Source organism: Micromonospora chokoriensis, assembly GCF_900091505.1.
In the GTDB taxonomy this organism is placed as follows: domain Bacteria; phylum Actinomycetota; class Actinomycetes; order Mycobacteriales; family Micromonosporaceae; genus Micromonospora; species Micromonospora chokoriensis.
Genome location: NZ_LT607409.1, coordinates 978,829 through 1,000,661, shown reverse-complemented (window position 1 = coordinate 1,000,661; position 21,833 = coordinate 978,829). Strand labels below are relative to the sequence as shown.

General features: G+C 72.1%; 21 protein-coding genes. 11 read left to right on the top strand and 10 right to left on the bottom strand.

Annotated elements, in window-relative coordinates:
- Positions 1 to 26: 26 nt before the first annotated feature.
- Positions 27 to 1,118 (top strand): L-cysteine desulfhydrase Cds1, encoded by a 1,092-nt coding sequence (cds1, locus tag GA0070612_RS04655; protein ID WP_088986797.1) that lies wholly within the window; start codon positions 27 to 29, stop codon positions 1,116 to 1,118.
- A 36-nt stretch (positions 1,119 to 1,154) separates the two neighbouring features.
- Here the strand turns inward: cds1 and GA0070612_RS04650 are convergent, their stop codons facing one another.
- The 4 genes from GA0070612_RS04650 to GA0070612_RS04635 form a co-directional block, all read right to left on the bottom strand.
- Positions 1,155 to 1,775, bottom strand: coding sequence for a putative glycolipid-binding domain-containing protein (locus tag GA0070612_RS04650; RefSeq protein ID WP_088991269.1), 621 nt, complete (start codon positions 1,773 to 1,775; stop codon positions 1,155 to 1,157).
- A gap of 106 nt (positions 1,776 to 1,881) precedes the next feature.
- Entirely contained in the window at positions 1,882 to 3,849 is a 1,968-nt protein-coding gene (locus tag GA0070612_RS04645) for a DEAD/DEAH box helicase (RefSeq protein ID WP_088991268.1), read from the bottom strand.
- Positions 3,850 to 4,046: 197 nt separating this feature from the next.
- Positions 4,047 to 5,747 (bottom strand): hypothetical protein, encoded by a 1,701-nt coding sequence (locus GA0070612_RS04640; RefSeq protein ID WP_088986796.1) that lies wholly within the window; start codon positions 5,745 to 5,747, stop codon positions 4,047 to 4,049.
- Between the two features lie 114 nt (positions 5,748 to 5,861).
- Entirely contained in the window at positions 5,862 to 7,406 is a 1,545-nt protein-coding gene (locus GA0070612_RS04635; RefSeq protein ID WP_088986795.1) for an NlpC/P60 family protein, read from the bottom strand.
- Between the two features lie 239 nt (positions 7,407 to 7,645).
- Between GA0070612_RS04635 and mqnE the strand changes: the two genes are divergently transcribed.
- The 3 genes from mqnE to GA0070612_RS04620 all read left to right on the top strand — a co-directional run bounded on the left by mqnE (position 7,646) and on the right by GA0070612_RS04620 (position 9,635).
- A complete protein-coding gene (gene mqnE, locus GA0070612_RS04630) occupies positions 7,646 to 8,815 on the top strand; it encodes an aminofutalosine synthase MqnE (RefSeq protein ID WP_088986794.1) in 1,170 nt (389 codons plus the stop codon).
- Positions 8,816 to 8,839: 24 nt separating this feature from the next.
- Positions 8,840 to 9,277: a hypothetical protein gene (locus GA0070612_RS04625; protein ID WP_088986793.1), complete on the top strand. Its 438-nt coding sequence runs from the start codon at positions 8,840 to 8,842 to the stop codon at positions 9,275 to 9,277.
- 73 nt (positions 9,278 to 9,350) lie between these two features.
- Positions 9,351 to 9,635 (top strand): DUF4229 domain-containing protein, encoded by a 285-nt coding sequence (locus tag GA0070612_RS04620; RefSeq protein ID WP_088991267.1) that lies wholly within the window; start codon positions 9,351 to 9,353, stop codon positions 9,633 to 9,635.
- 79 nt (positions 9,636 to 9,714) lie between these two features.
- Here the strand turns inward: GA0070612_RS04620 and GA0070612_RS04615 are convergent, their stop codons facing one another.
- Positions 9,715 to 11,052: a C39 family peptidase gene (locus GA0070612_RS04615; protein ID WP_088986792.1), complete on the bottom strand. Its 1,338-nt coding sequence runs from the start codon at positions 11,050 to 11,052 to the stop codon at positions 9,715 to 9,717.
- Between the two features lie 212 nt (positions 11,053 to 11,264).
- Between GA0070612_RS04615 and GA0070612_RS04610 the strand changes: the two genes are divergently transcribed.
- From GA0070612_RS04610 to GA0070612_RS04595, 4 genes are all read left to right on the top strand, one after another.
- Positions 11,265 to 13,142 carry a M14 family zinc carboxypeptidase gene (locus tag GA0070612_RS04610; RefSeq protein ID WP_088986791.1) on the top strand — a complete coding sequence of 626 codons (1,878 nt, stop codon included), beginning with the start codon at positions 11,265 to 11,267 and terminating at the stop codon, positions 13,140 to 13,142.
- Between the two features lie 352 nt (positions 13,143 to 13,494).
- A complete protein-coding gene (locus GA0070612_RS04605; RefSeq protein ID WP_088986790.1) occupies positions 13,495 to 14,424 on the top strand; it encodes an ABC transporter substrate-binding protein in 930 nt (309 codons plus the stop codon).
- Between the two features lie 13 nt (positions 14,425 to 14,437).
- A complete protein-coding gene (locus GA0070612_RS04600; RefSeq protein ID WP_231924468.1) occupies positions 14,438 to 15,535 on the top strand; it encodes a FecCD family ABC transporter permease in 1,098 nt (365 codons plus the stop codon).
- Between the two features lie 47 nt (positions 15,536 to 15,582).
- Positions 15,583 to 16,431, top strand: a complete 849-nt coding sequence (locus GA0070612_RS04595; RefSeq protein WP_231924594.1) for an ABC transporter ATP-binding protein — start codon at positions 15,583 to 15,585, stop codon at positions 16,429 to 16,431.
- Here the strand turns inward: GA0070612_RS04595 and GA0070612_RS04590 are convergent.
- The 5 genes from GA0070612_RS04590 to GA0070612_RS04570 all read right to left on the bottom strand — a co-directional run bounded on the left by GA0070612_RS04590 (position 16,381) and on the right by GA0070612_RS04570 (position 19,900).
- Complete coding sequence (locus GA0070612_RS04590; RefSeq protein WP_088986789.1) at positions 16,381 to 17,145, bottom strand: VOC family protein; 765 nt, start codon at positions 17,143 to 17,145, stop codon at positions 16,381 to 16,383. The genes GA0070612_RS04595 and GA0070612_RS04590 overlap by 51 nt on opposite strands.
- A gap of 95 nt (positions 17,146 to 17,240) precedes the next feature.
- A complete protein-coding gene (locus tag GA0070612_RS04585; RefSeq protein ID WP_088986788.1) occupies positions 17,241 to 17,978 on the bottom strand; it encodes an ABC transporter permease in 738 nt (245 codons plus the stop codon).
- A gap of 10 nt (positions 17,979 to 17,988) precedes the next feature.
- The gene (locus GA0070612_RS04580) at positions 17,989 to 18,951 is read right to left on the bottom strand and encodes an ABC transporter ATP-binding protein (RefSeq protein ID WP_088986787.1); all 963 of its coding nucleotides are present in this window, start codon (positions 18,949 to 18,951) and stop codon (positions 17,989 to 17,991) included.
- Positions 18,948 to 19,259 (bottom strand): transcriptional regulator, encoded by a 312-nt coding sequence (locus tag GA0070612_RS04575; protein WP_088986786.1) that lies wholly within the window; start codon positions 19,257 to 19,259, stop codon positions 18,948 to 18,950. The genes GA0070612_RS04580 and GA0070612_RS04575 overlap by 4 nt, the downstream gene beginning before the upstream one ends.
- Entirely contained in the window at positions 19,256 to 19,900 is a 645-nt protein-coding gene (locus GA0070612_RS04570; protein WP_088986785.1) for a transporter, read from the bottom strand. Before GA0070612_RS04570 ends, GA0070612_RS04575 begins: the two co-directional genes overlap by 4 nt.
- Positions 19,901 to 20,035: 135 nt before the next feature.
- On the opposite strand from GA0070612_RS04570, the gene GA0070612_RS04565 reads away from it, so the two are divergent.
- Genes GA0070612_RS04565 through GA0070612_RS04555 form a run of 3 tightly spaced genes read left to right on the top strand, consistent with a single transcriptional unit; the run spans position 20,036 to position 21,829 of the window.
- The gene (locus GA0070612_RS04565) at positions 20,036 to 20,440 is read left to right on the top strand and encodes a WXG100 family type VII secretion target (RefSeq protein WP_088986784.1); all 405 of its coding nucleotides are present in this window, start codon (positions 20,036 to 20,038) and stop codon (positions 20,438 to 20,440) included.
- Positions 20,437 to 21,363: a WXG100 family type VII secretion target gene (locus GA0070612_RS04560; RefSeq protein ID WP_088986783.1), complete on the top strand. Its 927-nt coding sequence runs from the start codon at positions 20,437 to 20,439 to the stop codon at positions 21,361 to 21,363. Before GA0070612_RS04565 ends, GA0070612_RS04560 begins: the two co-directional genes overlap by 4 nt.
- Before the next feature lie 10 nt (positions 21,364 to 21,373).
- Complete coding sequence (locus tag GA0070612_RS04555) at positions 21,374 to 21,829, top strand: YbaB/EbfC family nucleoid-associated protein (protein WP_088986782.1); 456 nt, start codon at positions 21,374 to 21,376, stop codon at positions 21,827 to 21,829.
- Positions 21,830 to 21,833 lie beyond the last annotated feature (4 nt).

Here is a 21,833-nt window from a genome sequence, read left to right as displayed (position 1 = left end):
CTCGACCTGCTTGCTACGTTTCCGGCGTGACTCATCTCGACCGGTGCGACGAGGCCAGCCGAACCTGGGTGACGGAGGCGATCGCCGCCGTCGAGGCGGACGCGAACCGCTCGGCCGACACCCACCTGCTGCCGTTCCCGCTGCCCCGAGCCTGGGGGATCGACCTCTATCTCAAGGACGAGTCGTCACATCCCACCGGCTCGCTGAAGCACCGGCTGGCCCGCTCACTGTTCCTCTACGGGCTCTGCAACGGCTGGATCGGGCCGCGCACCACCATCGTCGAGGCGTCGTCGGGCTCCACGGCGGTCTCCGAGGCGTACTTCGCCCGGATGCTCGGCTTGCCCTTCATCGCGGTGATGCCCGCCTCCACCTCGCCCGAGAAGATCGCGCAGATCGAGTTCCAGGGCGGCCGGTGTCATCTGGTCGACGACCCCGCCGGCGTGGTGGTCGAGGCCCGGTGGCTGGCCGAGGACTCCGGCGGGCACTTCATGGACCAGTTCACCTACGCCGAGCGGGCGACCGACTGGCGGGGCAACAACAACATCGCCGAGTCGATCTACGCCCAGCTCGAACTGGAGCGGCACCCGATTCCCGCCTGGGTGGTGGTGGGCGCCGGCACCGGTGGCACCAGCGCGACCATCGGCCGGTACGCCAGGTACCGCCGACTCGCCACCAAACTCTGCGTGGTCGACCCGGAGAACTCGGCGTTCTACCCGGCGTGGGTGGCCGCCGACTGGTCGGTGCGGACCGGAAAGGGCTCCCGGATCGAGGGGATCGGCCGTCCGACAGTGGAGGCCTCGTTCCTGCCCTCGGTGGTGGACCGGATGGTCCAGGTGCCGGACGCGGCGTCACTGGCCGCCATGCGTGCCGGCTCGGCCGTGCTCGGCCGCCGGGTGGGCGGCTCCACCGGCACCAACCTGTGGGGCGCGTTCGGCCTGATCGCCGGGATGCTCGCCGAGGGCCGGACCGGCTCGGTGGTCACCCTCATCTGCGACCCGGGTGACCGGTACGCCGACACCTACTACTCCGACGACTGGGTGGCCGCCCAGGGCCTCGACCTGTCGCCGCACCTGGCCACTGTCGAACGCTTCCTGGCGAGCGGCACCTGGCCCGGCTGAACCGCTTTCGCTGGGCCTGCCCGGCTGGGCACCTGCTCAGCGCGGGTCGATCCGCTCCGCCAGCCCGGGATAGCGCACCACGTAGCCGCTGTCGTCCAGGTCGATGTCGGCGGTGAAGGTGCCGCTGGCGAAGCGCACCCGGCCCGGCCCGAGCCCGGTGTAGATCTGCTCGGCCGGCACCACCTCCAGACCGGGCAGCAGCACCCACGCGACGGTGATCCGGTGGGCGATGTCGGCCGGCTCGGCGGACAGCCCGAGCCGGTGGACCGGCAGGGTGTTGAACAGCGGTGAGCCGCTCAGGTCGACGTCGAGCGCGTCGGCCAGCCGGTCCGGGTCGTCGGTGCCCGGCAGCCCGGCCCGGGGATGACCGGCGTCGACCAGAGCCCGGTCCAGGTCGCCCTGTTCCGCGGTGGTCACCCGCCACCGGTCCGTCGCCCGCTCCAGGGTCACCCTGCGCTGCCAGCCCAGCCCTTCGACCTCGACCTCGACCCGGGTCGTGGACCAGTCCGCTGCGGTGGTCAGCTGGTAGCGGGCGGTCCAGGGGATCGGGTCCACGGCGAGCAGGGTGCCCCGGGCCGCCAAGCCGCGGCTGTCGTCGAAGAGGACCTGCTCGCTGCCGGCGGTGTCCGTCCGGGACCAGAAGATTGACTGCGGCATGGTCGGCATGAGCCGGACGTTACGCGACCCGGCCTGCCTCGGCAGGGCATGCGCGAACGCCGCCGCGAAGCATGTGCTCCGCGACGGCGTTCGGTGGATCAGAGGATCAGTGGGTACGCGCCGGCGGTCGCCCGCCGAAACCCCGCCGGTCGTCGCGCGGACGGTCGTCGCGGGCCCGGTCCTCGCGGGCCCGGTCGTCCCGACCACGGCTCTCCGGGCGGAAACCACCCCGAGAGTCCCGGTCACCGAAGCGCCGCTCGCCCTGCAGACGGTCGCCCCGAGAGTCCCGGTCACCGAACCGTGGCCGGTCCTCGAACCGACGCTCGCCCTGCGGCCGGTCGCCGTAGCCCCGGGAATCCCGATCGGCGTACCGACGCTCACCCTGCGGCCGGTCACCGTAGCCCCGGTCGCCGGTAGGCCGGTCGCCGTAGCGACGCTCGCCCTGCGGGCGGTCGCCGTACTGCCGGTCGCGCTGCGGGCGGTCGCCGTAGCGGCGCTCGCCGGTGGGCCGGTCGCCGTACTGCCGGTCGCCGAACCGACGCTCGCCCTGCGGCCGGTCGCCGTAGCCCCGGTCGCCGGCAGGTCGGTCGCCGTAGCGACGCTCGCCCTGCGGCCGGTCGCCGTACTGCCGGTCGCCCTGCGGGCGGTCGCCGTAGCGGCGCTCGCCGGTGGGCCGGTCGCCGTAGCGCCGCTCACCCTGCGGGCGGTCGCCGTAGCGGCGCTCGCCGGTGGGCCGGTCGCCGTAGCGCCGCTCACCCTGCGGGCGGTCGCCGAACCGGCGCGGGCCGCCGGAACGGTCGCCGTAGCCGCGCGGCTCCGCCTCGACGCGCACCGGGACACCGCTGGGCTCCCGCGCGCCGACCAACTCGGCCAACGCCTGGTCGCCGACCCGGACCCGGGTCTCGGCCGGCGCGACACCGGCCTTCTCCATCATCGCCAGCGTGGTGCGGCGCTGCTTGGGCAGCACCAGCGTGGCGACTGCGCCCGACTCGCCCGCCCGGGCGGTGCGCCCGGCCCGGTGCAGGTAGTCCTTCGGGTCCTTCGGCGGGTCGACGTGCAGCACCAGGGTGACCCCGTCGACGTGGATGCCCCGCGCCGCCACGTCCGTGGCGACCAGCACGTTCATCCGGCCCTCCCGGAACTCCGCGAGGGTCTTGGTGCGCATCCGCTGGGTCTTGCCGCCGTGCAGACCACCGGCGCGTACGCCGACCGCGGCGAGTTGCTCGACCAGCCGGTCCACCCCGAGCTGCGTACGGGCGAAGACCATCGTCCGGCCGTCCCGGGCCGCGATCGACGCCGCCACCGGGAACTTCTCGTGCGGCGGGATCAACAGCATGTGGTGGTCCATGGTGGACACCGAGGCGGTGGAGGGTGCCGTGGAGTGGGTCACCGGGTCGTTCATGAACCGCTTGACCAGCGCGTCGACGTCACCGTCCAGGGTCGCCGAGAAGAGCAGCCGCTGACCGTTCGCGGGCGTCTTCGCCAGCAGTTCGGTCACCTCGGGCAGGAAGCCCATGTCGGCCATCTGGTCGGCCTCGTCGAGCACCGTGACCTCGACGTCGTCGAGCTGGCAGATGCCCCGCTCGATGAGGTCGCCGAGCCGGCCGGGGGTGGCCACGATGATCTCCACGCCGCGCCGCAGCGCGTCGATCTGACGGTCGTACGGGACACCGCCGACGGCGGTCTTCAGGAACACGTTGAGCGCCTTGCCCAGCGGCAACAGTGCGTCGTTGACCTGCATGGCCAACTCCCGGGTCGGGACCAGGACGAGGGCGCGCGGGCGCATCGGACGGGCCGGCTCGGCGGCGGCGACCCGGGCCAGCAGGGGCAGACCGAAGGCCAGGGTCTTGCCCGAACCGGTCTGCCCACGGCCCAGGACGTCCCGGCCGGCGAGCGCGTCCGGGACGGTGGCCCGCTGGATCTCGAACGGGCTGGTGATGCCCTGCCGCGCCAACGCGCGAACCAGCGGCTCGGGGAGGCCGAGCGCGGCGAAGTCGATGGATTCGGCGGTGTCGGCCGCCGGGGTGGGGTCGAAAACGGACGTGACGGTGCTGGAGTCAGCAGAGGTGGTCAACAAAAGCCTTTCGAGCGGGGCGCATCTTCGCGATGGCCTGCCGCGGCTGTGCCGCCGGATCGCCCGCAAGATCGCCCAGGGGCGCGCACCACGCGCGCCGGGTCAGTGATCTAAGCCAGTGTACGGCGGTCCGGCGAACCCGCCAGCCGGTTGCCCGACCGTAGTGGGCGGACTCACCATCGCGTCCACTCGACGGCTCACCCGTTGAGCACGCCGCCCACCAGACCGTCCAGCGCGTCACCGGCGAGCAGGACGATCATGACGCTGATCGCGACCAGCAGCCCCAGAGCAGCGGCCAGAACGATCACCACCCGGGCGTTACGGGAGCGCTCGGCCGGGGTGTCCGCCCAGCCCTGGGCCAGGATGTGACCGGTCAGCGAGCCGGACGTCTCCACCGCGTTGGTGGGCATCGCGATCGTGGTGAAACCGGGCCCCTCACCGCTGCCGTAGACGGTGCCGGCCAGGTCGGAGCCACCGCCGCGTCGCCCATCACGAGCACCTGCCGCAGTCGGTGTGGAGGTGACCGCCGGACTGGTGGTCGGCCCGGTCGGCCCGGTCGGCCGGGAGTTTCCGGAGCCGCTCGCCGGCGAGGGGGGAGCGCCGACGCTCGACGGCGGCCAACTGGGCAGCGCGGGAGCGGGCACCACCGGAGGTGCGGAGACGGGTGCCTCGGCCCACCCGCCGCCCGACGTCGGGCGGGTCGTCCCGCCGGCGGCCGGCCATCCGGCCGGCGGTGCGGAGGCCGGAGCGGTCGCGCGTACACCGGGCGTGTCGATCACCGCCGGCGGCGGTGGAAACGGCGGCGCCGGCATCGGACCGGGCGGGGCGGGCACCGGCGGCACGGGTGGTGGAACGGGCGGGCCCGGGACGGGCGGCACCGGTGGACCCGGGACCGGCGGCACCGGCGAGGGCGGCGGTACGGGCGGACCCGGAACGGGCGGTACCGGGCCGGGCGGTGGCGTGGGCCGGGGCTGTGGCGTCGGCATCGGGCCGGGTGGGTACGGACCCGGGGCTGGCGCAGGTTCCGGCTCGGGTGGTGCGGGCTGGGCCGGCCCGGGTCCGGGCGGCGTGGGCTCCGGCCTCGGCTCCGGAGTCGACGGCTCCGGCGGCTGGGCAGGCTGCGGCGGTTGCGCCGGCTCGGGCGGCTCGGTGTTCACCGGCCCGGCTCCGTAGACGGTCGGCGTGCTGCCCCGGGAGTCCGGCGTGCCGATCGCACCGGCCGTGACCCGGCTGCTGGTGGGGACGGTGGCGCTGGCCCGGGCCGGAGCGGTCGAGTCGTTGCGCTGCCCGGGCACCGGAACGTCGGCCGAGCCGGTCGCGCGGTAGGTGGTTGCGGTGACCGGGGCGCTGGCCGGCAGGTCGCTGCGGGACGCCCCGGCGGTCGCGACGCTGGCGCGGGCCCGTACCGGCGCGGCGGGCTGCTCCGGGATGGCCTCGACAGGCCTGGTGTGCCCGACGGCCACGGCCGCCGTGGCCTTCCCCACGGCCCTGGCGGGAGCGTTCGTGCCGGCGAGGAGGCCCGCACCGGCGGCGGGAGCGTCGGTGTCGGCGGCGGGAGCGTCCGACCCGGCCACGCGGGTGTCCGTGTCGTCGGTGTCGGCGGCGACGACGTCAGCTGAGCTGCCGTCGGAGGGCGCTGAGCCGCCGTCGGAGGGCGCGGTCCCGTCCGAGGCCGCACCGTTGTCGGAGGGCGCGGTTGCGTCGGAGGCCGCACCGTTGTCGGAGGGCGCGGTCCCGTCGGACGCGGACGCGGACGGGGCGCTGGATCCCTGGTCAGCGCCCGGGGCGACCGGGTCGGCGTCGGTGGTCGACACCGGGTCGGCGGTGTCGAGCCGTGGCGGGTCGGCTCGGTCGACCACGGGGTCGACAGTCTCCGCCGGATCTCTCTGCTCGGCCATTTCCGCCCTCCGCGCCATGCTCGCACCCGGACCCGTGACGTCGAGCCGGATGTGCCTGGTTGTCACCGTGCCACAGATCGCCCCGAGCGGACAGCCGGAGCGGGTCGTGGCGGATCAACCAGCGTTGCTGGCGCTGCCTGACGGGCTGCCGTCGCCCGTCACGCTCGTGGTGGCCTTCGGCGTGGTCGCCGGCGACGTCGTGTTCGGTGCGCTGGTGGGCGCCGAGGGCAGCGTGGTCGGGGTGTTGCTCGGGGTGGTCTTGGTGGGCGTGGGCGTCGGGGTGGGCGTCGCGCTGCCGGTCGGCGTCGGCGTCGGGGTGGCGGACTTCGTCGGCGTGGGCGTCGGGGTGGCGGACTTGGTGGGCGTGGGCGTCGGGGTGGCGGACTTCGTCGGCGTCGGCGTCGGCGTGGGCGGCGTGACCGGCGGGGTCGGCACGGACACGATCGGTGCCGGCACCGCGCCGATCACCCGGGTCGCGGCGTACAGCCGGGTCCAGCGGACGACCGAGATCTTGACGACGTCACCGGTGGTGGGTGCCTGCACCATCTTGCCGTTGCCGATGTACATGCCGACGTGGTGGATGGTCGTCCAACTGCTGCCGGAGGCGAAGAAGAGCAGGTCGCCGGGGAGCAACGCGCTCTGCGGCACGGTCCGCCCCCGGGTGGCGGCGTACTGGTCGCGGGCGACCCGGGGCAGGTCGAAGTAGTCGGCGCCGCGAGACCGGTACGCAGCCCACATCAGACCGGAGCAGTCGAACTCGTCCGGCCCCTCCTCGGACCACTTGTACGGGTCACCGAGCTGGGCGAGCGCGTAGCGGACCGCGGCCAGCGCCCGGGGGTGGGCGGCCATGCCGCTGATGCTCTGGTTGGCGACGTAGCCGGTGCCGTACTGCTGCTCGGCGGCCTCCTGCTGACGTTCGATCTCGATCAGCTGAGCCGCGTTGTCACGGCGCAGCTTGAGCAGGCTCGCCTCGGCCGTGCGCAGCGCCTTCTCGCCGGCGGTGAACTCCGCGTCGGCGGCGGCGAGCTGGGTCTTGGCTTCGGCGTGCTTCTGGTACGCCTCCTGCTCACCCGCGCGGGCCCGGGACAGCCCACCGGCCACGCCAGTGGTGCCGCCGTCGACCTTCTCGCCCCTGGTGATCTGCTGGAGGCGGCTCAGCTCCCGGATGTCCTCGGCGAGGTCGCCGGGCGGCAGCGCGGCGGCTGCCTTGACGGCGTCAGCGGCGGCCGCGTCGGCTTCCTGCTGAGCCCGGAGCAGGGCGTCCTGCGCGCTCGCGAGCACCTTGGCGGCAGACTCCACCTGGGCTTTCGCGGTGGACTGCTTCTGTTTGATCGTCAGGAGCGCTTCGCCGAGTGTGCCGACCTGGGCTTCGCCGGCATAGATCTGCGCGGCCAGCGGGCCGGCGCCGATGGTGGCCACCGGCGGCGCCGGGACGCCGGAGACGGGCGGGCCGCCGGGCAGTTGGACCGTGCCGATCGCCGGAGGCCGTGCGCCGGTGTCGGGCACCGTCGTGGGTAGTCCGGGCTCGGCGTACGCGGGGGTGGCCAGCACAGCGGCGGCGATCGCGCCGAGCAGGGCGGCCCAGAGCTTCGGACGCAGCACCGGCGAGATCACCGGGCTCCGTCGTCGCTGCCGTCGCCCGCGCCCGCTGTAGATCATGCCGCTCCTCGTCCCGCTGCTCCTCGCCGCGCACGGTGGGCGCGGCCGCCGGGACGGTACCAGTGTGTGTGTTCCGCCCCACCTTGTTACTACCGCACCTCGCCAACCTTGTCGATGCGTGGGCGGGTTACGGGAGGCTGAGAGTTCGGTGAAGTGGGTCGCTGCCGGCGACCGTGCCGCCGGGGCTGTCGGCGTCCCGACGTACGCTCGACCGGGACCGCAGGTGGAAGGGACGTGCCATGGACGCCGGACTCAAGCGTGAGCTCGAAGCGAAGGTGTACGCCGGTGAGCGGCTGACCCGCGAGGACGGGGTCGCCCTCTACGAGAGCGACGACCTGACCTGGTTGGGGCGGCTCGCGCACCACAAGCGCACCGAGCTGAACGGTGAGCGGGTGATGTTCAACGTCAACCGGCACCTCAACCTGACCAACGTCTGCTCGGCGTCCTGTGCGTACTGCTCGTTCCAGCGCAAGCCGGGCGAGAAGGACGCGTACACGATGCGCATCGACGAGGCGGTCCGCAAGGCCAAGGAGATGGAGGACGAGCAGCTCACCGAGTTGCACATCGTCAACGGTCTGCACCCGACGCTGCCCTGGCGCTACTACCCGAAGGTGCTGCGTGAGCTGAAGGCGGCGCTGCCGAACGTCAAGCTCAAGTGCTTCACGGCGACCGAGGTGCAGTGGTTCGAGAAGATCAGCGGTCTGAGCGCCGACGAGATCCTCGACGAGCTGATGGACGCCGGCCTGGAGTCGCTGACCGGTGGTGGCGCGGAGATCTTCGACTGGGAGGTCCGCCAGCACATCGTCGACCACGCCTGCCACTGGGAGGACTGGTCACGCATCCACGCCCTGGCGCACCGCAAGGGCATGAAGACCCCGGCGACGATGCTGTACGGCCACATCGAGGAGCCCCGGCACCGGGTCGACCACGTGCTGCGGCTGCGTGAGCTCCAGGACGAGACCGGTGGTTTCGCGGTCTTCATCCCGCTGCGCTACCAGCACGACTTCGTCGACTCGGCGGACGGCAAGATCCGTAACCGGATCCAGGCGCGCACCACGATGGCGTCGCCGGCCGAGTCGCTGAAGACGTTCGCCGTCTCCCGGTTGCTGTTCGACAACGTGCCGCACCTGAAGAACTTCTGGGTGATGCACGGGCTGTCGGTGGCCCAGCTCTCGCTGAACTTCGGCGTGGACGACCTGGACGGCTCGGTCGTCGAATACAAGATCACGCACGACGCCGACTCGTACGGCACCCCGAACACCATGCACCGCGAGGACCTGCTGCACCTGATCTGGGACGCCGGCTTCCAGCCGGTCGAGCGCGACACCCGCTACAACGTGGTCCGGGAGTACGACCGGGCCCCGTCGCTGGCGCAGCGGCGCGCCGAGCCGCAGCAGGTCTGGGCCTGAGTCAACCACGTACCCTCGCAGTCGATGACCGAGAAGAGCGGTTCCGAGCAGCAGGGCGGGTTTCCCCGCCGGGACGACGAGGGGCGGGTCGCCACCCTGGGCGATCTGCTCGGGGTGTGTCTGTCGGGGGTCGTCATCGGCGCGTTGGCGTTGGTGTTGTTCGACTGGGCGTTCGCCTCGATCGGCGCCGGTGACTTCGGGCACACCAACGGCTGGCTCGCGGTGATCCTGCCGGCGTGGCTGTTCTGGGACGACTTCCGGGCCTGGGACTTCGGTGCGGCCCGGGTGCTGGCGGCGGTGGTCGCCGCGGCCGTGGGCGTGTTCGCCGGGCTGCTGGTCGCCGGGTTGGGCGCGGGGTTGCCGCCGCTGCTCTCCGGGGTGTTGGCGGCGGCGACGTTCACAGTGGCGTACGCGGTGGTCTGGTTCCCGGGCGTCCGCTGGCTGGCCCGCCGGACCGGCTGACCGCTACCGCCCACCGGGCGGATCGAACCTTCCGCCGGCATCGGCGGGCGACGGAGAGAACGGAGTGGTGCGGGTGAGCGCCGCGCTCAAGTACACGCTGGGCCGGATCGGGCTGTTCGTCGCCGTGCTGGCGGGTCTCTGGCTGATCGACATGAACGTGTTCGTGAAGCTGATGTTGGCGTTGGTGTTCTCCGCCGCGCTCTCCTTCTTCCTGCTGCGCGGCTGGCGGGACGAGATGGCCGGCGAGATGGCCGACGCGACCGAGCGCCGCCGTGCGGAGAAGGAACGCCTCCGCTCGGCCCTGGCCGGCGAAGACCAGAACCGCCCCGCCGACCCGCCCACCGACCCGTCACGTTGATCAAGAGGTTTGCGTCACCGGAGACTGGATCCGTGACGCAAACCTCTTGATCACCCGCCCAAGGGGCGGGGGTGGGCCTCTACCAGTTGGTGGAGCCTTGCACCTTGGGCCAGGGCTTGGACTCTGGCTTGATCAGGTACGCGATGCCACCGGAGCCGCCGGAGACGCCGCCGCTGGCGTTGGTGCGCTTGGTCCGCAGCCAGATCTGTTCGAACTGCGCGCGCTTGTAGACGTTGCGCACCACGTCGTTGCTGGACGAGGCGGGGTCGTTGACGATCACGTCCCCCTCGGCGGTGAACCCGACCACCACGAAGAGGTGCCCGGAGGTGCCGTAGTTTGCGCCGTCCAGCTCGCTGGCGAGGAAGGACTGGCTGGTCACGACCGGGATGCCGGCGGCGATGAACCGCTCCAGTTCGTCCAGCGAGTGCAGTCGGGTGACGCGACCCTCCAGGCCGGGGAAGCTGGCCGCGTACGCGGTGTTGAACGGCCAGTTGCCCGCGCCGTCGTACGCGTAGTCGAAGGTCATCCGGGCCGCGTGGTTGACCGTCGGGTCGGGGTAGGTCGGGTCCACCCAGGAGGTGTCGGCCGCCGACGGCCGGCGACCCCAGTACTCGACCACCATCTCGGTGGAGGTCGGTGAGCACCACGCCTCGCCGCCGCCGTCGTACTCGGGGTAGTGCCCGGAGTGCACGTTCTGCGAGTAGCGCGGCACCGGCAGCTCGACGCCCCAGGCGATGTGCCCGGCGCTCGGGGTCACAGTGAACCGGTCCGGCACCGTGGAGCTCATCGCGCCGAGCATCCGGACCACCGGCGCGGCGGTCTGCCCGGGTGCCCGGTAGAGGGTCAGCCGCAGTTGGTACGACCGCAGCAGCACCCCGGCGGTGGCGTCGTCGATGCTGAAGGTGTCGGTCCAGATCGTCGACCAGGGGTCACCCTGCCGGTTGACGCTGGTCCGCTTGATGTCGGTGTCGCCGGACGCCCAGCGACCCATGACGTACCACGGGGTCTGGTCGCCGCTGGTGTAACTGCCCTGCATCTCCACCTGGATCCAGGTGCCGGCGGGGGTCTCCGCGTTCCACGAGGCGATCAGCTCGGTGGCGTCGAACCCGATCCGGGTCACCGGTGAGGTCCAGGTGCCGTACTCCCAGGTGCCTGTGACGCCGGTGTGCGGGTCGGCGTACTCCGTCGTGCCGGTCGGGCGGGCCAGGGTGAGGCCGGCTCGGGCGCCGGGCACGACGCGGGTGCCGGCCCGGTCGCCCCGGTGCCAGTCGGCGGGCCCGGACCAGTCCTGGAAGGTGATCTGCTCGTCGTGGTCGACGACGGGTGGGCGGGCCGCCGTCGCGGGCGCGACGGTGGCGAGCACTGTGAGCGCGGTGACGCCGGCGAGGGCGGCCGCGTGCAGGCGGGATCTGGCCATGGGTGCTCCGCGGTGTCGAGAGGGGCATCGTCGCTGGTCAGTTTCCCGCTTGGAGAGAAGTTTCGCCAGATGTTCGCACCTAGAAAATCATTGCCGCCGGGATGATCGACTCGGGATGCTCAAGGCAGCGATCAATATTGATATGACCATGTGACAGGTGGTGAAGTGTCCTTCACCGAGCGGGGATCTCCCGCCCATCGAGGAGGTAGTCCATGGCCCTCCGCACGCCCATCCCTCTCCGCCGCGTCCTGGTGCTCGCCGTCGTCACCGGGCTGGGAATCGTCACCGTCGCCGCCGGTCCGGTCGCCGCCCGACCGGCGCCGGACCGGACCGCCGAGTCGGCGTCCGCCAGCTACCGGGTGCTCGGGCCCCGGACCCTCGCCGACCGCAACGCGGTGGCCCGCACCGGTGCCGCCATCGACTACTCCGAGCACGGCGTGCTGCACATCTCGGCCACCGCCGCCGAGGCCGCCGCGATCGGCAAGCTCGGCTTCCGGCTGGAACCGCTCGCCCCACCGCCCAACGCCGAGCGCGGCGCCGGCGAGATCGGCGCGCTGGCCTTCCCACCCGCCGACTCCAACTACCACGACTACGCGGAACTGACCGCCGTCGTGAACCAGGTCGTCGCCGACCATCCGGCGATCGCCCGCAAGATCAGCATCGGTTCGTCGTACGAGGGCCGCGACCTGATGGCCGTGAAGATCTCCGACAACGTCGGCACCGACGAGAGCGAGCCGGAGATCCTGTTCAACGCCCAGCAGCACGCCCGCGAGCATCTGACCGTCGAGATGGCGATCTACCTGCTCAACCTCTTCACCGACAGCTACGGCAGTGACTCCCGGATCACCAACATCGTCAACGGCCGGGAGATCTGGATCGTGCCGACGGTCAACCCGGACGGCAGCGAGTACGACATCGCCACCGGGTCGTACCGGTCCTGGCGCAAGAACCGACAGCCCAACAGCGGATCGTCCAACGTGGGCACCGACCTCAACCGCAACTGGTCCTACAACTGGGGTTGCTGCGGCGGCTCGTCCGGCAGCACCTCGTCGGAGACCTACCGGGGCCCGTCGGCGTTCTCCGCCCCGGAGACGCAGGCGCTGCGCAACTTCGTCAACGGTCGGGTGGTCGGTGGTGTGCAGCAGATCAAGGCGAACATCGACTTCCACACCTACTCGCAGCTGGTGCTCTGGCCGTACGGCTACACCACGGCGAACACCGCGGCCGGCATGAGCGCGGACCAGTACAACACCTTCGCCACCATCGGGCAGCAGATGGCGGCCACCAACAACTACACACCGCAGCAGTCCAGCGACCTCTACATCACCGACGGGGACAGCATCGACTGGATGTGGGCCACCCACAACATCTGGGCGTACACCTTCGAGATGTATCCCGGCTCGTCCGGCGGCGGCGGCTTCTACCCGCCCGACGAGGTGATCCCCGCGCAGACCTCGCGCAACCGGGAGGCGGTGCTGATGCTCAGCGAGTACGCCGACTGCCCGTACCGGGCGATCGGCAAGCAGGCGCAGTACTGCGGCGGCGGTGGCGGCACCACGGTCTGGTCGGACACGTTCGAGACGGCCACCGGCTGGACCATCAACCCGTCGGGCACCGACACCGCCACGGCGGGCGCGTTCGAACGGGGTGCCGCCCAGGCGACCACGTCCTCCGGCGCCAAGCAGCTGACCCCGTACGCCGGCTCCAACGACCTGGTCACCGGTCGGCTCGCCGGATCGGCGGCCGGTGACTACGACGTCGACGGCGGGGTGACCAGCGCCCGGTCCCCGGCGGTGACCCTGCCGTCGTCCGGCACGCTGACGCTCTCGCTGGCCTGGTACCTGGCGCACGGCTCGAACGCCTCGTCGGCGGACTACCTGCGGGTGAGCGTGGTGCACAACGGCGGAACCACCGCGCTGCTCACCCAGACCGGCGCGGCCACCAACCGCAACGGGAGCTGGGCGGTGGCCAGCCTCAACCTCAGCCCGTACGCCGGTCAGTCGGTGCGCATCCTCGTCGAGGCGGCGGACGCCTCCGGCGCCAGTCTGGTAGAGGCGGCTGTGGACAACGTCACCATCACGTCCTCCTGATCGGGTGGGGCCCCGCTCCGCCCGGCGGGGCCCCACCACCCGCTCCCGAGCCTCCCTATCCGGGACATATCCCTCGTGCGTCATGGCTTCGGTGATCGTCCGACGCTGATCGACCCTTGATCGATCCGGCACGTCGTGGCGGTGCGCTACCGTCTTACCGACCAGTCCGCAGCGAAGCCGGTGCGAAACCCGGCGCTGTCCCGCAACTGTGATGCCCCACCCCGGTGGGGATGAGCCAGGTCGCCTACGGATCGGTCGCGATACGCGCTCTCGAGGAAGGGCGCCTCGTGGGCGGGCGTACGAAAGTCCCTGTCGGCGAAGCACCACACTCCTCGACCGACAGGAGGCCCCCATGAACAGACGTACCCCTCGGCTCTTCGCCGCGACCCTCGCGGTCGCCGCGCTCGCCCTCGGCGCCTGCGCCGAGAAGGCCGACGACAAGCCGAGCGCCGGCACCGCAGCCGCCGCCTACCCGGTCACGGTCGGCAAGCTCACCCTCGACAAGCGTCCCGAGAAGATCGTCTCGCTGTCGCCCACCGCCACCGAGATGCTCTTCGCCATCGGGGCCGGTCAGCAGGTGGCGGCCGTCGACGACCAGTCCAACCACCCGGCCGACGCGCCCAAGACCGACCTCTCCGGCTTCCAGCCCAACGCCGAGGCCATCGCGGGCAAGAGTCCCGACCTGGTGGTGCTCTCCAACGACACCAACAAGATCGTCGACCAGCTCACCTCGCTGAAGATCCCGGTCTACCTCATCCCGGCGGCGACCACACTCGACGACTCGTACCGACAGATCACCGAGCTGGGCACGCTCACCGGGCACGCCGACCAGGCCAGCGACGTCGCCACCCGGATGAAGGACGACATCGCCAAGCTGGTCAAGGACCTGCCGCAGCGCTCCGCGAAGCTCACCTACTTCCACGAGCTGGGCCCGGAGCTGTACAGCGCCACCAGCAAGACCTTCATCGGCTCGCTCTACAGCCAGGTCGGGCTGACCAACATCGCCGACCCGGCCGACGCGGACGGCAAGAACGGCGGCTACCCGCAGCTGTCCCAGGAGTTCGTCGTCAAGGCCAACCCGGACTTCGTCTTCCTGGCCGACTCCAAGTGCTGCCAGCAGAACGCCGACTCGGTCAAGGCCCGCAGCGGCTGGGCCGGGCTCACCGCGGTCAAGAACAACCAGGTGATCGCACTCGACGACGACATCGCCTCCCGCTGGGGCCCGCGCGTCGTCGACCTCCTCCGGGTCATCATCGACGCGGTCGCCAAGGTGCCCGCGTGACAGCGACCCGTCAGTGACCAAACCGCTGTCGGTGGCCCGGTCCGCCGGGTCACCACCGGTGGCCCGGCCCGCCGGGCTGCGCACCCGTTGGCTGGTCGCCGGGGTGTTCGCGGTGCTCGTCGCGCTCGTCGCCGGGGTGTCGCTCGGCCCGGTCAGCCTGCCCGCCGGCAGCGTCGCCGCCGAGCTGCTCAACCTGATCCCGGGTGTGCACCTCGACAGTGGCCTGTCCGAGCGGGAGATCGCGATCGTCACCGAGTTGCGGCTGCCCCGGGTGGTGCTGGCCCTGCTCGTCGGGGGTCTGCTCGCCCTCGCCGGAGGCTGCTACCAGGGCGTCTTCCGCAACCCGCTCGCCGACCCGTACCTCCTGGGGGTGGCCGCCGGCGCCGGCCTCGCGGTCACCGCGGCCATCGCCCTGGGCGGCGCCGGCCGGGAGGGCGCGATCTCCGGGCTGCCGATGACCATCCCGTTGGCCGCGTTCGCCGGGTCGCTGCTCGCCGTGACGATGACCTACGTGCTCGGCGCGGCCGGTGGGCGCAGCCACTCTCCGGCGATGCTGATCCTGGCCGGGGTGGCGGTCTCCGCGTTCCTCTCCGCCGGGCAGACGTACCTGCTGCAGAAGCACGCCGACAGCATCCAGCCGGTCTACTCCTGGCTGCTGGGTCGGCTCGCCACCGCCGGTTGGCACGACGTGCTGCTGGTGCTGCCGTACGCCGCGCTGACCACGGTTGTGGTGCTGCTGCACCGCCGCGAGCTGGACGTCCTCGCGGTGGGCGACGACGAGGCGAAAAGTCTGGGCCTGCACCCGCAGCGCACCCGCTACCTGTTGATCGCCGCCGCGTCCCTGGGCACCGCGGCGGCGGTCTCCGCCACCGGCCTGATCGGCTTCGTCGGCATCATCGTGCCGCACACCGTGCGGCTGCTCGCCGGGTCGAGCTACCGGGTGATCCTGCCGTTGTCACTGCTGTTCGGCGGTGCGTTCCTGGCCCTGACCGACGTGGTGGCCCGCACCGCCGCCGCCCCGGCCGAGGTGCCGATCGGGGTGGTGACCGCCCTGCTGGGCGGCCCGTTCTTCGTAATCGTGCTGCGCACCGCCCGGCGGGTGCTCACGTGAGCCGCGATTCCGCTGCCGGCCCGTCTGTTGCCGGTGTTTCCGACGACGTGCCGGCCGTCGAGGTTCGTGGCCTGCACGTCGGCCTCGGCGGCACGCCGATCCTGACCGGCGTCGACCTCACCGTCGCCGCCGGCGAGTGGGTCACCGTGATCGGCCCCAACGGCGCCGGCAAGTCGACCCTGTTGCGCGCCGTCGGCGGCCTGCTGCCCGCGCCGGGGGCGATCACCCTCTTCGGTACGCCGAGCACGGCGCTGCGCCGCCGGGACCGCGCCCGGGTGGTGGCCACCGTGGCACAGTCCCCGGTGGTGCCGGCCGGCATGTCGGTGCTGGACTACGTGCTGCTCGGTCGGACCCCGTACATCCCGACGCTGGGGCGGGAGTCGACCGCCGACCTGGACGCCGTCCACGAGGTGCTCGGGCGGCTGGACCTCACCGGCTTCCACCACCGCGAGCTGGCCACCCTCTCCGGCGGCGAACGGCAGCGCGTGTTCCTCGCCCGGGCGCTCGCCCAGGGCGCGACGCTGCTGCTGCTCGACGAGCCGACCAGCGCCCTCGACATCGGTCACCAGCAGGAGGTCCTGGAAGTCGTCGACCAGCTACGTCGTGAGCACGGCCTGACCGTCCTCGCCACGATGCACGACCTCTCCCTGGCCGGCGAGTACGCCGACCGCATGGTGATGCTCGCCGGCGGTCAGGTGGTGGCCGCCGGGGCCCCCGCCGACGTGCTGACCGAGCACCTGCTCGCCACCCACTACCGGGCCAGCGTCCGGGTGGTCCCCGGCACCCACGGCCCCCTGGTGGTCCCCGTCCGTCCCACCCGACCCGACCCGCTCGGGGTTCGCGGGTCAGGGGCCCAGGTCGATGACGGAGAAGAGGGCGCCCTGGGGGTCGCGTAGCGCGGCGAACCGGCCCGACGGGATGTCGCGGGGGGGCACCAGGATCGTCCCGCCCAGCTCTGCGGCGCGGGCCGCGGCGGCGTCCGCGTCGGTCACCGCGAAGTACACGGTCCAGTACGCGGGCAGGTCGGCCGGGAAGTCGTCGGCCAGCGGCGGCATCATCCCGGCGACGATCTGGGTCCCGAGCCGCCAACCGGTGTACGTCATCGGACCCACCGCCTGGTCGTCCGGCTGCCAGCCGAACACCAGCTCGTAGAAGACCTTCGCGCCCTCCGGGTCGGGGGTGACCAGTTCGTTCCAGCTCATCGCGCCCGGCACGTTGAACACCTCGGCACCGCTCATCGTCAGCGGCTGCCAGACGCTGAAGGTGGCACCGGACGGATCGGCGAAGACGGCCATCCAGCCGCGGTCGAACACCTCGAACGGCGGCACGACGACCTGCCCGCCGGCCCGTTCGACCCGGCCGGCGACCAGCTCCGCGTCGTCGGTGGCGACGTACGTCGACCAGATCGGCACCTGGTCGGGGATCGCCGGCGGCCCGGCCCCGGCGACCGGCTTCCCGTCGAGCAGGAAGACCGTGTAGCCACCCGCCTCGGGTTCGGGTGTCACCCGACCGGTCCAACCGAACAGCTCCGGGTAGAAGCGCCGCGCGTCGTCCAGCTCCGGGGTGGCCAGGTCGGCCCAGCAGGGCGTGCCCGGCGGGACGGTGCTCACGTCAGGACCCCTCTCACCCCGGGGCGACCACGGCGGCCCCCTGCGGGAATCCTGGCACCGTCCCGCCGCGCCTCGGGGCGGAAACGGACGAATCGTCAGCTGAACCGGCGACCCTCGTCCCGTCGGTACGCCCAGCCGGCGAGCGTGGCGAGCAGCACCACCCAGACACCGAGCATGACCAGCGCCAGTGGTTGGACGCGGTAGTCACTGACCGCCGCCCACATCAGCTCTGCCGCCCCCCGGGTGGGCAGGAACGGGGCGATCGTCTCGATGAACCCGGGTGCGTCGCCCGGCGCGGACAGCAGCCCGCCGCCGAACGCGAGCGGCAGGAAGACGATCTGTGCGACGACGATCGCCGCCTTGCTCGGCAGCGAGTAGCCGATGGCCAGGCCCATCAGCGTGAACGGCACCGAGACCACGGCCACGGTGCCCAGGGCCAGCAGAGACGCCGCCGGGGTGATCTCGGCTGCGGTCAGCGTCGCGCCGATCACCACGACCGGGATCAGCGAGAGGTACGTCAGTGCCAGGCCGGCCAGGACGCGGCCCGCGAACCGGGGTGCCGGGCCGGCCGGCAGGGTCCGCGTGTACGGGTTCCACGGCTGGTCGCGGTCCTCGGCGACGCCGACGCCGTACTGGAAGATGTTGGCGCTCATCACCGAGAAGGTGACCATCGACGCGGTGGCGAGGGTGGCGCCGACCGAGTCGTCACCGGCGAACGGCACCACGAAGAAGATCATGGCGGCGGCCGGGAAGAAGGCGCTCCCGACGATCGCCACCGGGATCCGGATGATCTCCAGGAGTTGGTATCGGGCGTGGACCAGGGCGAGCTGCACGGCGGCCTCCTCAGACGGTGGTAGGTCGGCCGCCGGGAACGGCGGTGGCGGGTCGATCCTCGGCGGTGGCCTGTCGGTCCTCCGCGGTGCTCTGCTCCGGGGTGGACCCGTCCCCGCTGGTGATGGCGAGGAACGCCTCCTCCAGCGAGGTCGGTCGTACCTCCAGGTCGGTGAAGGCCGCTCCGGCCGTGACGAGCGCACGGACCAGTTCGTCGGCGTCGGTGGTGAGCAGGTGCAGCCGGCCGTCGACCCGTTCGGTGCGCACCACCCCGGGCAGGTCGGGCAGGTGGTCGGCGACGAGGCTGACCCGGCGTACGCCGACGATGCCGCGCACCGCGTCCACCGTGTCGTCGGCGAGCACCCGACCCTGCCCGATCACCACCACCCGGTGGGCCAGCGCCTCCACCTCCTCCAGGTAGTGGCTGCTCAGCAGCACGGTGCCGCCGTCGGAGTGGAACGCGCGGATCGCTCCCCACAGGGTGTGCCGGGCGGCCACGTCCAGGCCGGTGGTCGGCTCGTCGAGGAGCACCAGCCGGGGGCGGCCGACGAACGCCAACGCCACCGCGAGTCGACGGCGCTGCCCTCCGGAGAGCCCGCCGGTCTGCCGTCGGTGGAGGTCGCCCAGGCCGAACCGGTCGAGCAACTCGCCGCGGGGCACCGGGTCCGGGTAGTGCGCGGAGACGAAGTCGACGACCTCGCCGACCCGCAGCGTGCCCGGCAGGCCGGTCTCCTGCGGGGTGACCCCGACCTGTCGCCGGCTCGCCGGGTCGCGGGGGTCGCCACCGAACAGTTCGACCCGCCCCGAGCTGGGGCGACGCAGGCCGACAAGCAGGTTCATCAGGGTGCTCTTGCCGGCGCCGTTCGGGCCGAGGAGGCCGACCAGCTCACCGGCCCGGACGTCGAGGTCGACGCGGTCGAGGGCGAGGACGTCGCCGTACCGGCGGCTGGCCGCCTCGGCGCGGGCGAGGGTCATGACTGCTCCTTCGACGGGATGGGGTCGAGCAGGGCGCGGATCGCTTCGGTGTACTCCTCGAACGCCAACCGGCCTCGTCGACTGAGCCCGACCAGGGTCGCCGGGGTGCGTCCACGATGGGTCTTGGTGACCTCCACGTAGCCGGCGTCCTCAAGCTTGCGCAGGTGCACCGAGAGGTTGCCGGCGGTCATCCCGAGCAACTCCTGCAGACGCGGAAACGCGATCTTGTCGCCGACGTTCAGGGCGGAGAGGCTGGCCACCACCCGCAGTCGGGCCTGGGCGTGGATGACCGGATCCAGTTCGGTCACGGCTGCTGTCGCTGTCGCTGTTGCCGCCGGGCGACCGCGCCGGCCACCAGCATCCCGCCGCCGCCGGCCACCGACACGACGAGTGCGTGCCAGCCGGGCCCGGCGAAGACGCCGACCAGGTTGAGCACACTGATCCAGACGCCCAGCCGGAACAGGTCCCGGTCGAGCCAGATCGCCCCGCCGGCCATGTGCAACGCGCCGGTCAGCCCGACGGCCGTCGCCGACCAGAGCAGCGCCGCCAGGTCGTGCGGCAGGTGCTCGGAGACCTGGCCGAGCCCCGCGTAGACGCTCACCGGACCGAGGGCCCAGGCGCACCCGTACCAGCGACCACGCCGTGCGGACTCTCCGCTCACCTGGCCGTAGGCCCGGACGCTGGCCACCGCCTGGACCGCCGCCGCGGCCAGGAGCAGCGCGAAGAGGACGGTCAGCGGCAGCCAGCCCGGCAGTCGGAGCAGCTCCTCCTCGCCCGGAGGGAACCGCAGGAAGAAGAGCCCGAAGCCGACCAGCCAGGCGATTCCCCACGGCCAGTAGAGCAGGCGGGCATCGGGGTCGATCTGACGCGCTGTCGCGGACCGCTCGTCCTCGATGAGTCGGAGCGCGGCCGCGGCGTCGGTGGGTGGAAGGTCGTCGTCGTGGTCCACGCAAACTACTTTACGCCACAAAGTCAAGGACCGTGTCACCCCGACGTCGCGGCCGGGTCACCGATCGCGGCGAGCAGTGCCTATGGTGGGGAGTCGTGGCGGCTGACCCGTCGCACAGGACACAGGGGAGGGTCCGTGTCGAGCCCGAGCAGAGAGCTGGAGGTCCAACCGGAGGCGCTGACGGCGTTCGCCAAGGCGTCCACCGACCGGGCGGCGCGCTTTCGTGAGCTGCACCGCTCGTTCGGCGAAGGGCACGTGCCGCGACACGCTTTCGGGGTGATGCCGGCGTCGTTCAGCCTCGCCGCCGCGTACGCCGAGCAGTTCGAGGCGTGCCTGCAAGGGCTGGCCGACGGCGCCGAGGTGATGGCGGACATCGCCGAAGGGCTCAACGACACCGCGGGCGCCTACACCGGCACCGACGTGGCCAACACCGACATGTTCGTGCCCGGCCGCCCGGCCGCTCCCGACGTCATCGCACCCGGTCCCTGGTCGCCGGGCGCCTCGTCCCCCGGCGGCACCACCGGGGCGGTGCCGGCATGAGCACCGAGGCGCTGACGCGGAACAAGACCTACTTCGAGCAGATCGTGTCCGGCACCCCCGACCCGTTCAAGCCGCTGTCCAACGCGGTGCTCTGGCCGTTCGAGCAACTCCTCGAACTCGTCGCGGGCGAGCCCGACGACCTGATGCGCGCCGCTCAGCTCTGCCTCGACACCGGCGCGGCGGTCCGCGAGATCGCCGGTGAGCAGATCCAGCACCGGGCTCGCCTGCGGGGCGCCTGGTCGGGTGACGCCGCCGAGAGCTTCCACGCCTCCATGGAGTCGGTGGAGGAGGCCATCGAGGAGCTGGCGAAGGGGTTGGACGGCACCAAGGAGGTGCTGGTCGACGCCGCCAACGCCGCCGTCGACGCGTTCAACCTGCTGGTCGAGCTGATCCTCGAGTTCCTGCTCTGGTTCCTCACCGAGGTGATCATCGCGGCGGTGGCGGCGGCGCTGAGTGCCGGCATCTCCCTCGCGGCGACTGTGGTCCGGGTGCTGGCGCGACTCGCCACCACCGTCGGGCGGATGGTCAAGATCGTCGCTCGGTTCGCCGAGATCCTGACGAAGCTGGCCGCCAAGATGCAGAAGGTCGCCGAGCTGCTGATGAAGTACCGTCGCGCGGTCCTGGAGATCCGCAAGGCGAAGAAGGCGTACCGGGCCTGGAACAAGTCCGGCTGGACGGCCGAGGCCAGGGCGTTCCAGATCGAGAAGTTCAAGACGCTCTTCCCGGGCAAGTTCCTGATCAACCAGGCGTCCCCGGTCAACATCCCCGGCCTCGGTGGCGCCCTGCTGGACACCGGCGTCGGCATGCACGACATCTCCGACGGCACGAAGGACCGCAACTACCTGGTGGACGGCACGTACCGCGAGGATCTGGGCCCCTACACCAAGGGCGTGCAGAATGTCTTCGACTCCATCCTGACCTGAGGGGACCGCCATGACCTTTCCCGGTCTGGACCGCATCGAGGCGTTGGCCCGCAACCTGGACAGCTGGCAGCGCGAGCTGGCCGGCAAGATGACCGAGCTGGAAGACAGCAGCGCCGAGGGCATGAGCGACTCCGGCCTGGTCCGGGTCACCGCCGCGGCGGACGGCACGATCGTCTCGACCGAGGTGAACGCCCGGGCGATGCGCCTCGACTCGTACACCCTGGCCGAGGAGTTCACCGCCGCCGCCAAGCGCGCCCAGGAGGCAGCCGCCGCGCGGGTCCGCGAACTGGTCGGCGAGGTGATGGCCGGCGCGCCCGGCGGCGGTGGGGTGAGGGCCGACGCGCCCGGCGGCGGTGGGGTGAGGGGCGACGCGCCCGGCGGCGGTGGGGTGAGGGGCGACGGGCCTGGCGGTGGCCGACCGGCAGCCGGCAGCCAGCTGCCCGACGACCGTCCTGATTGGTACTGAGCCC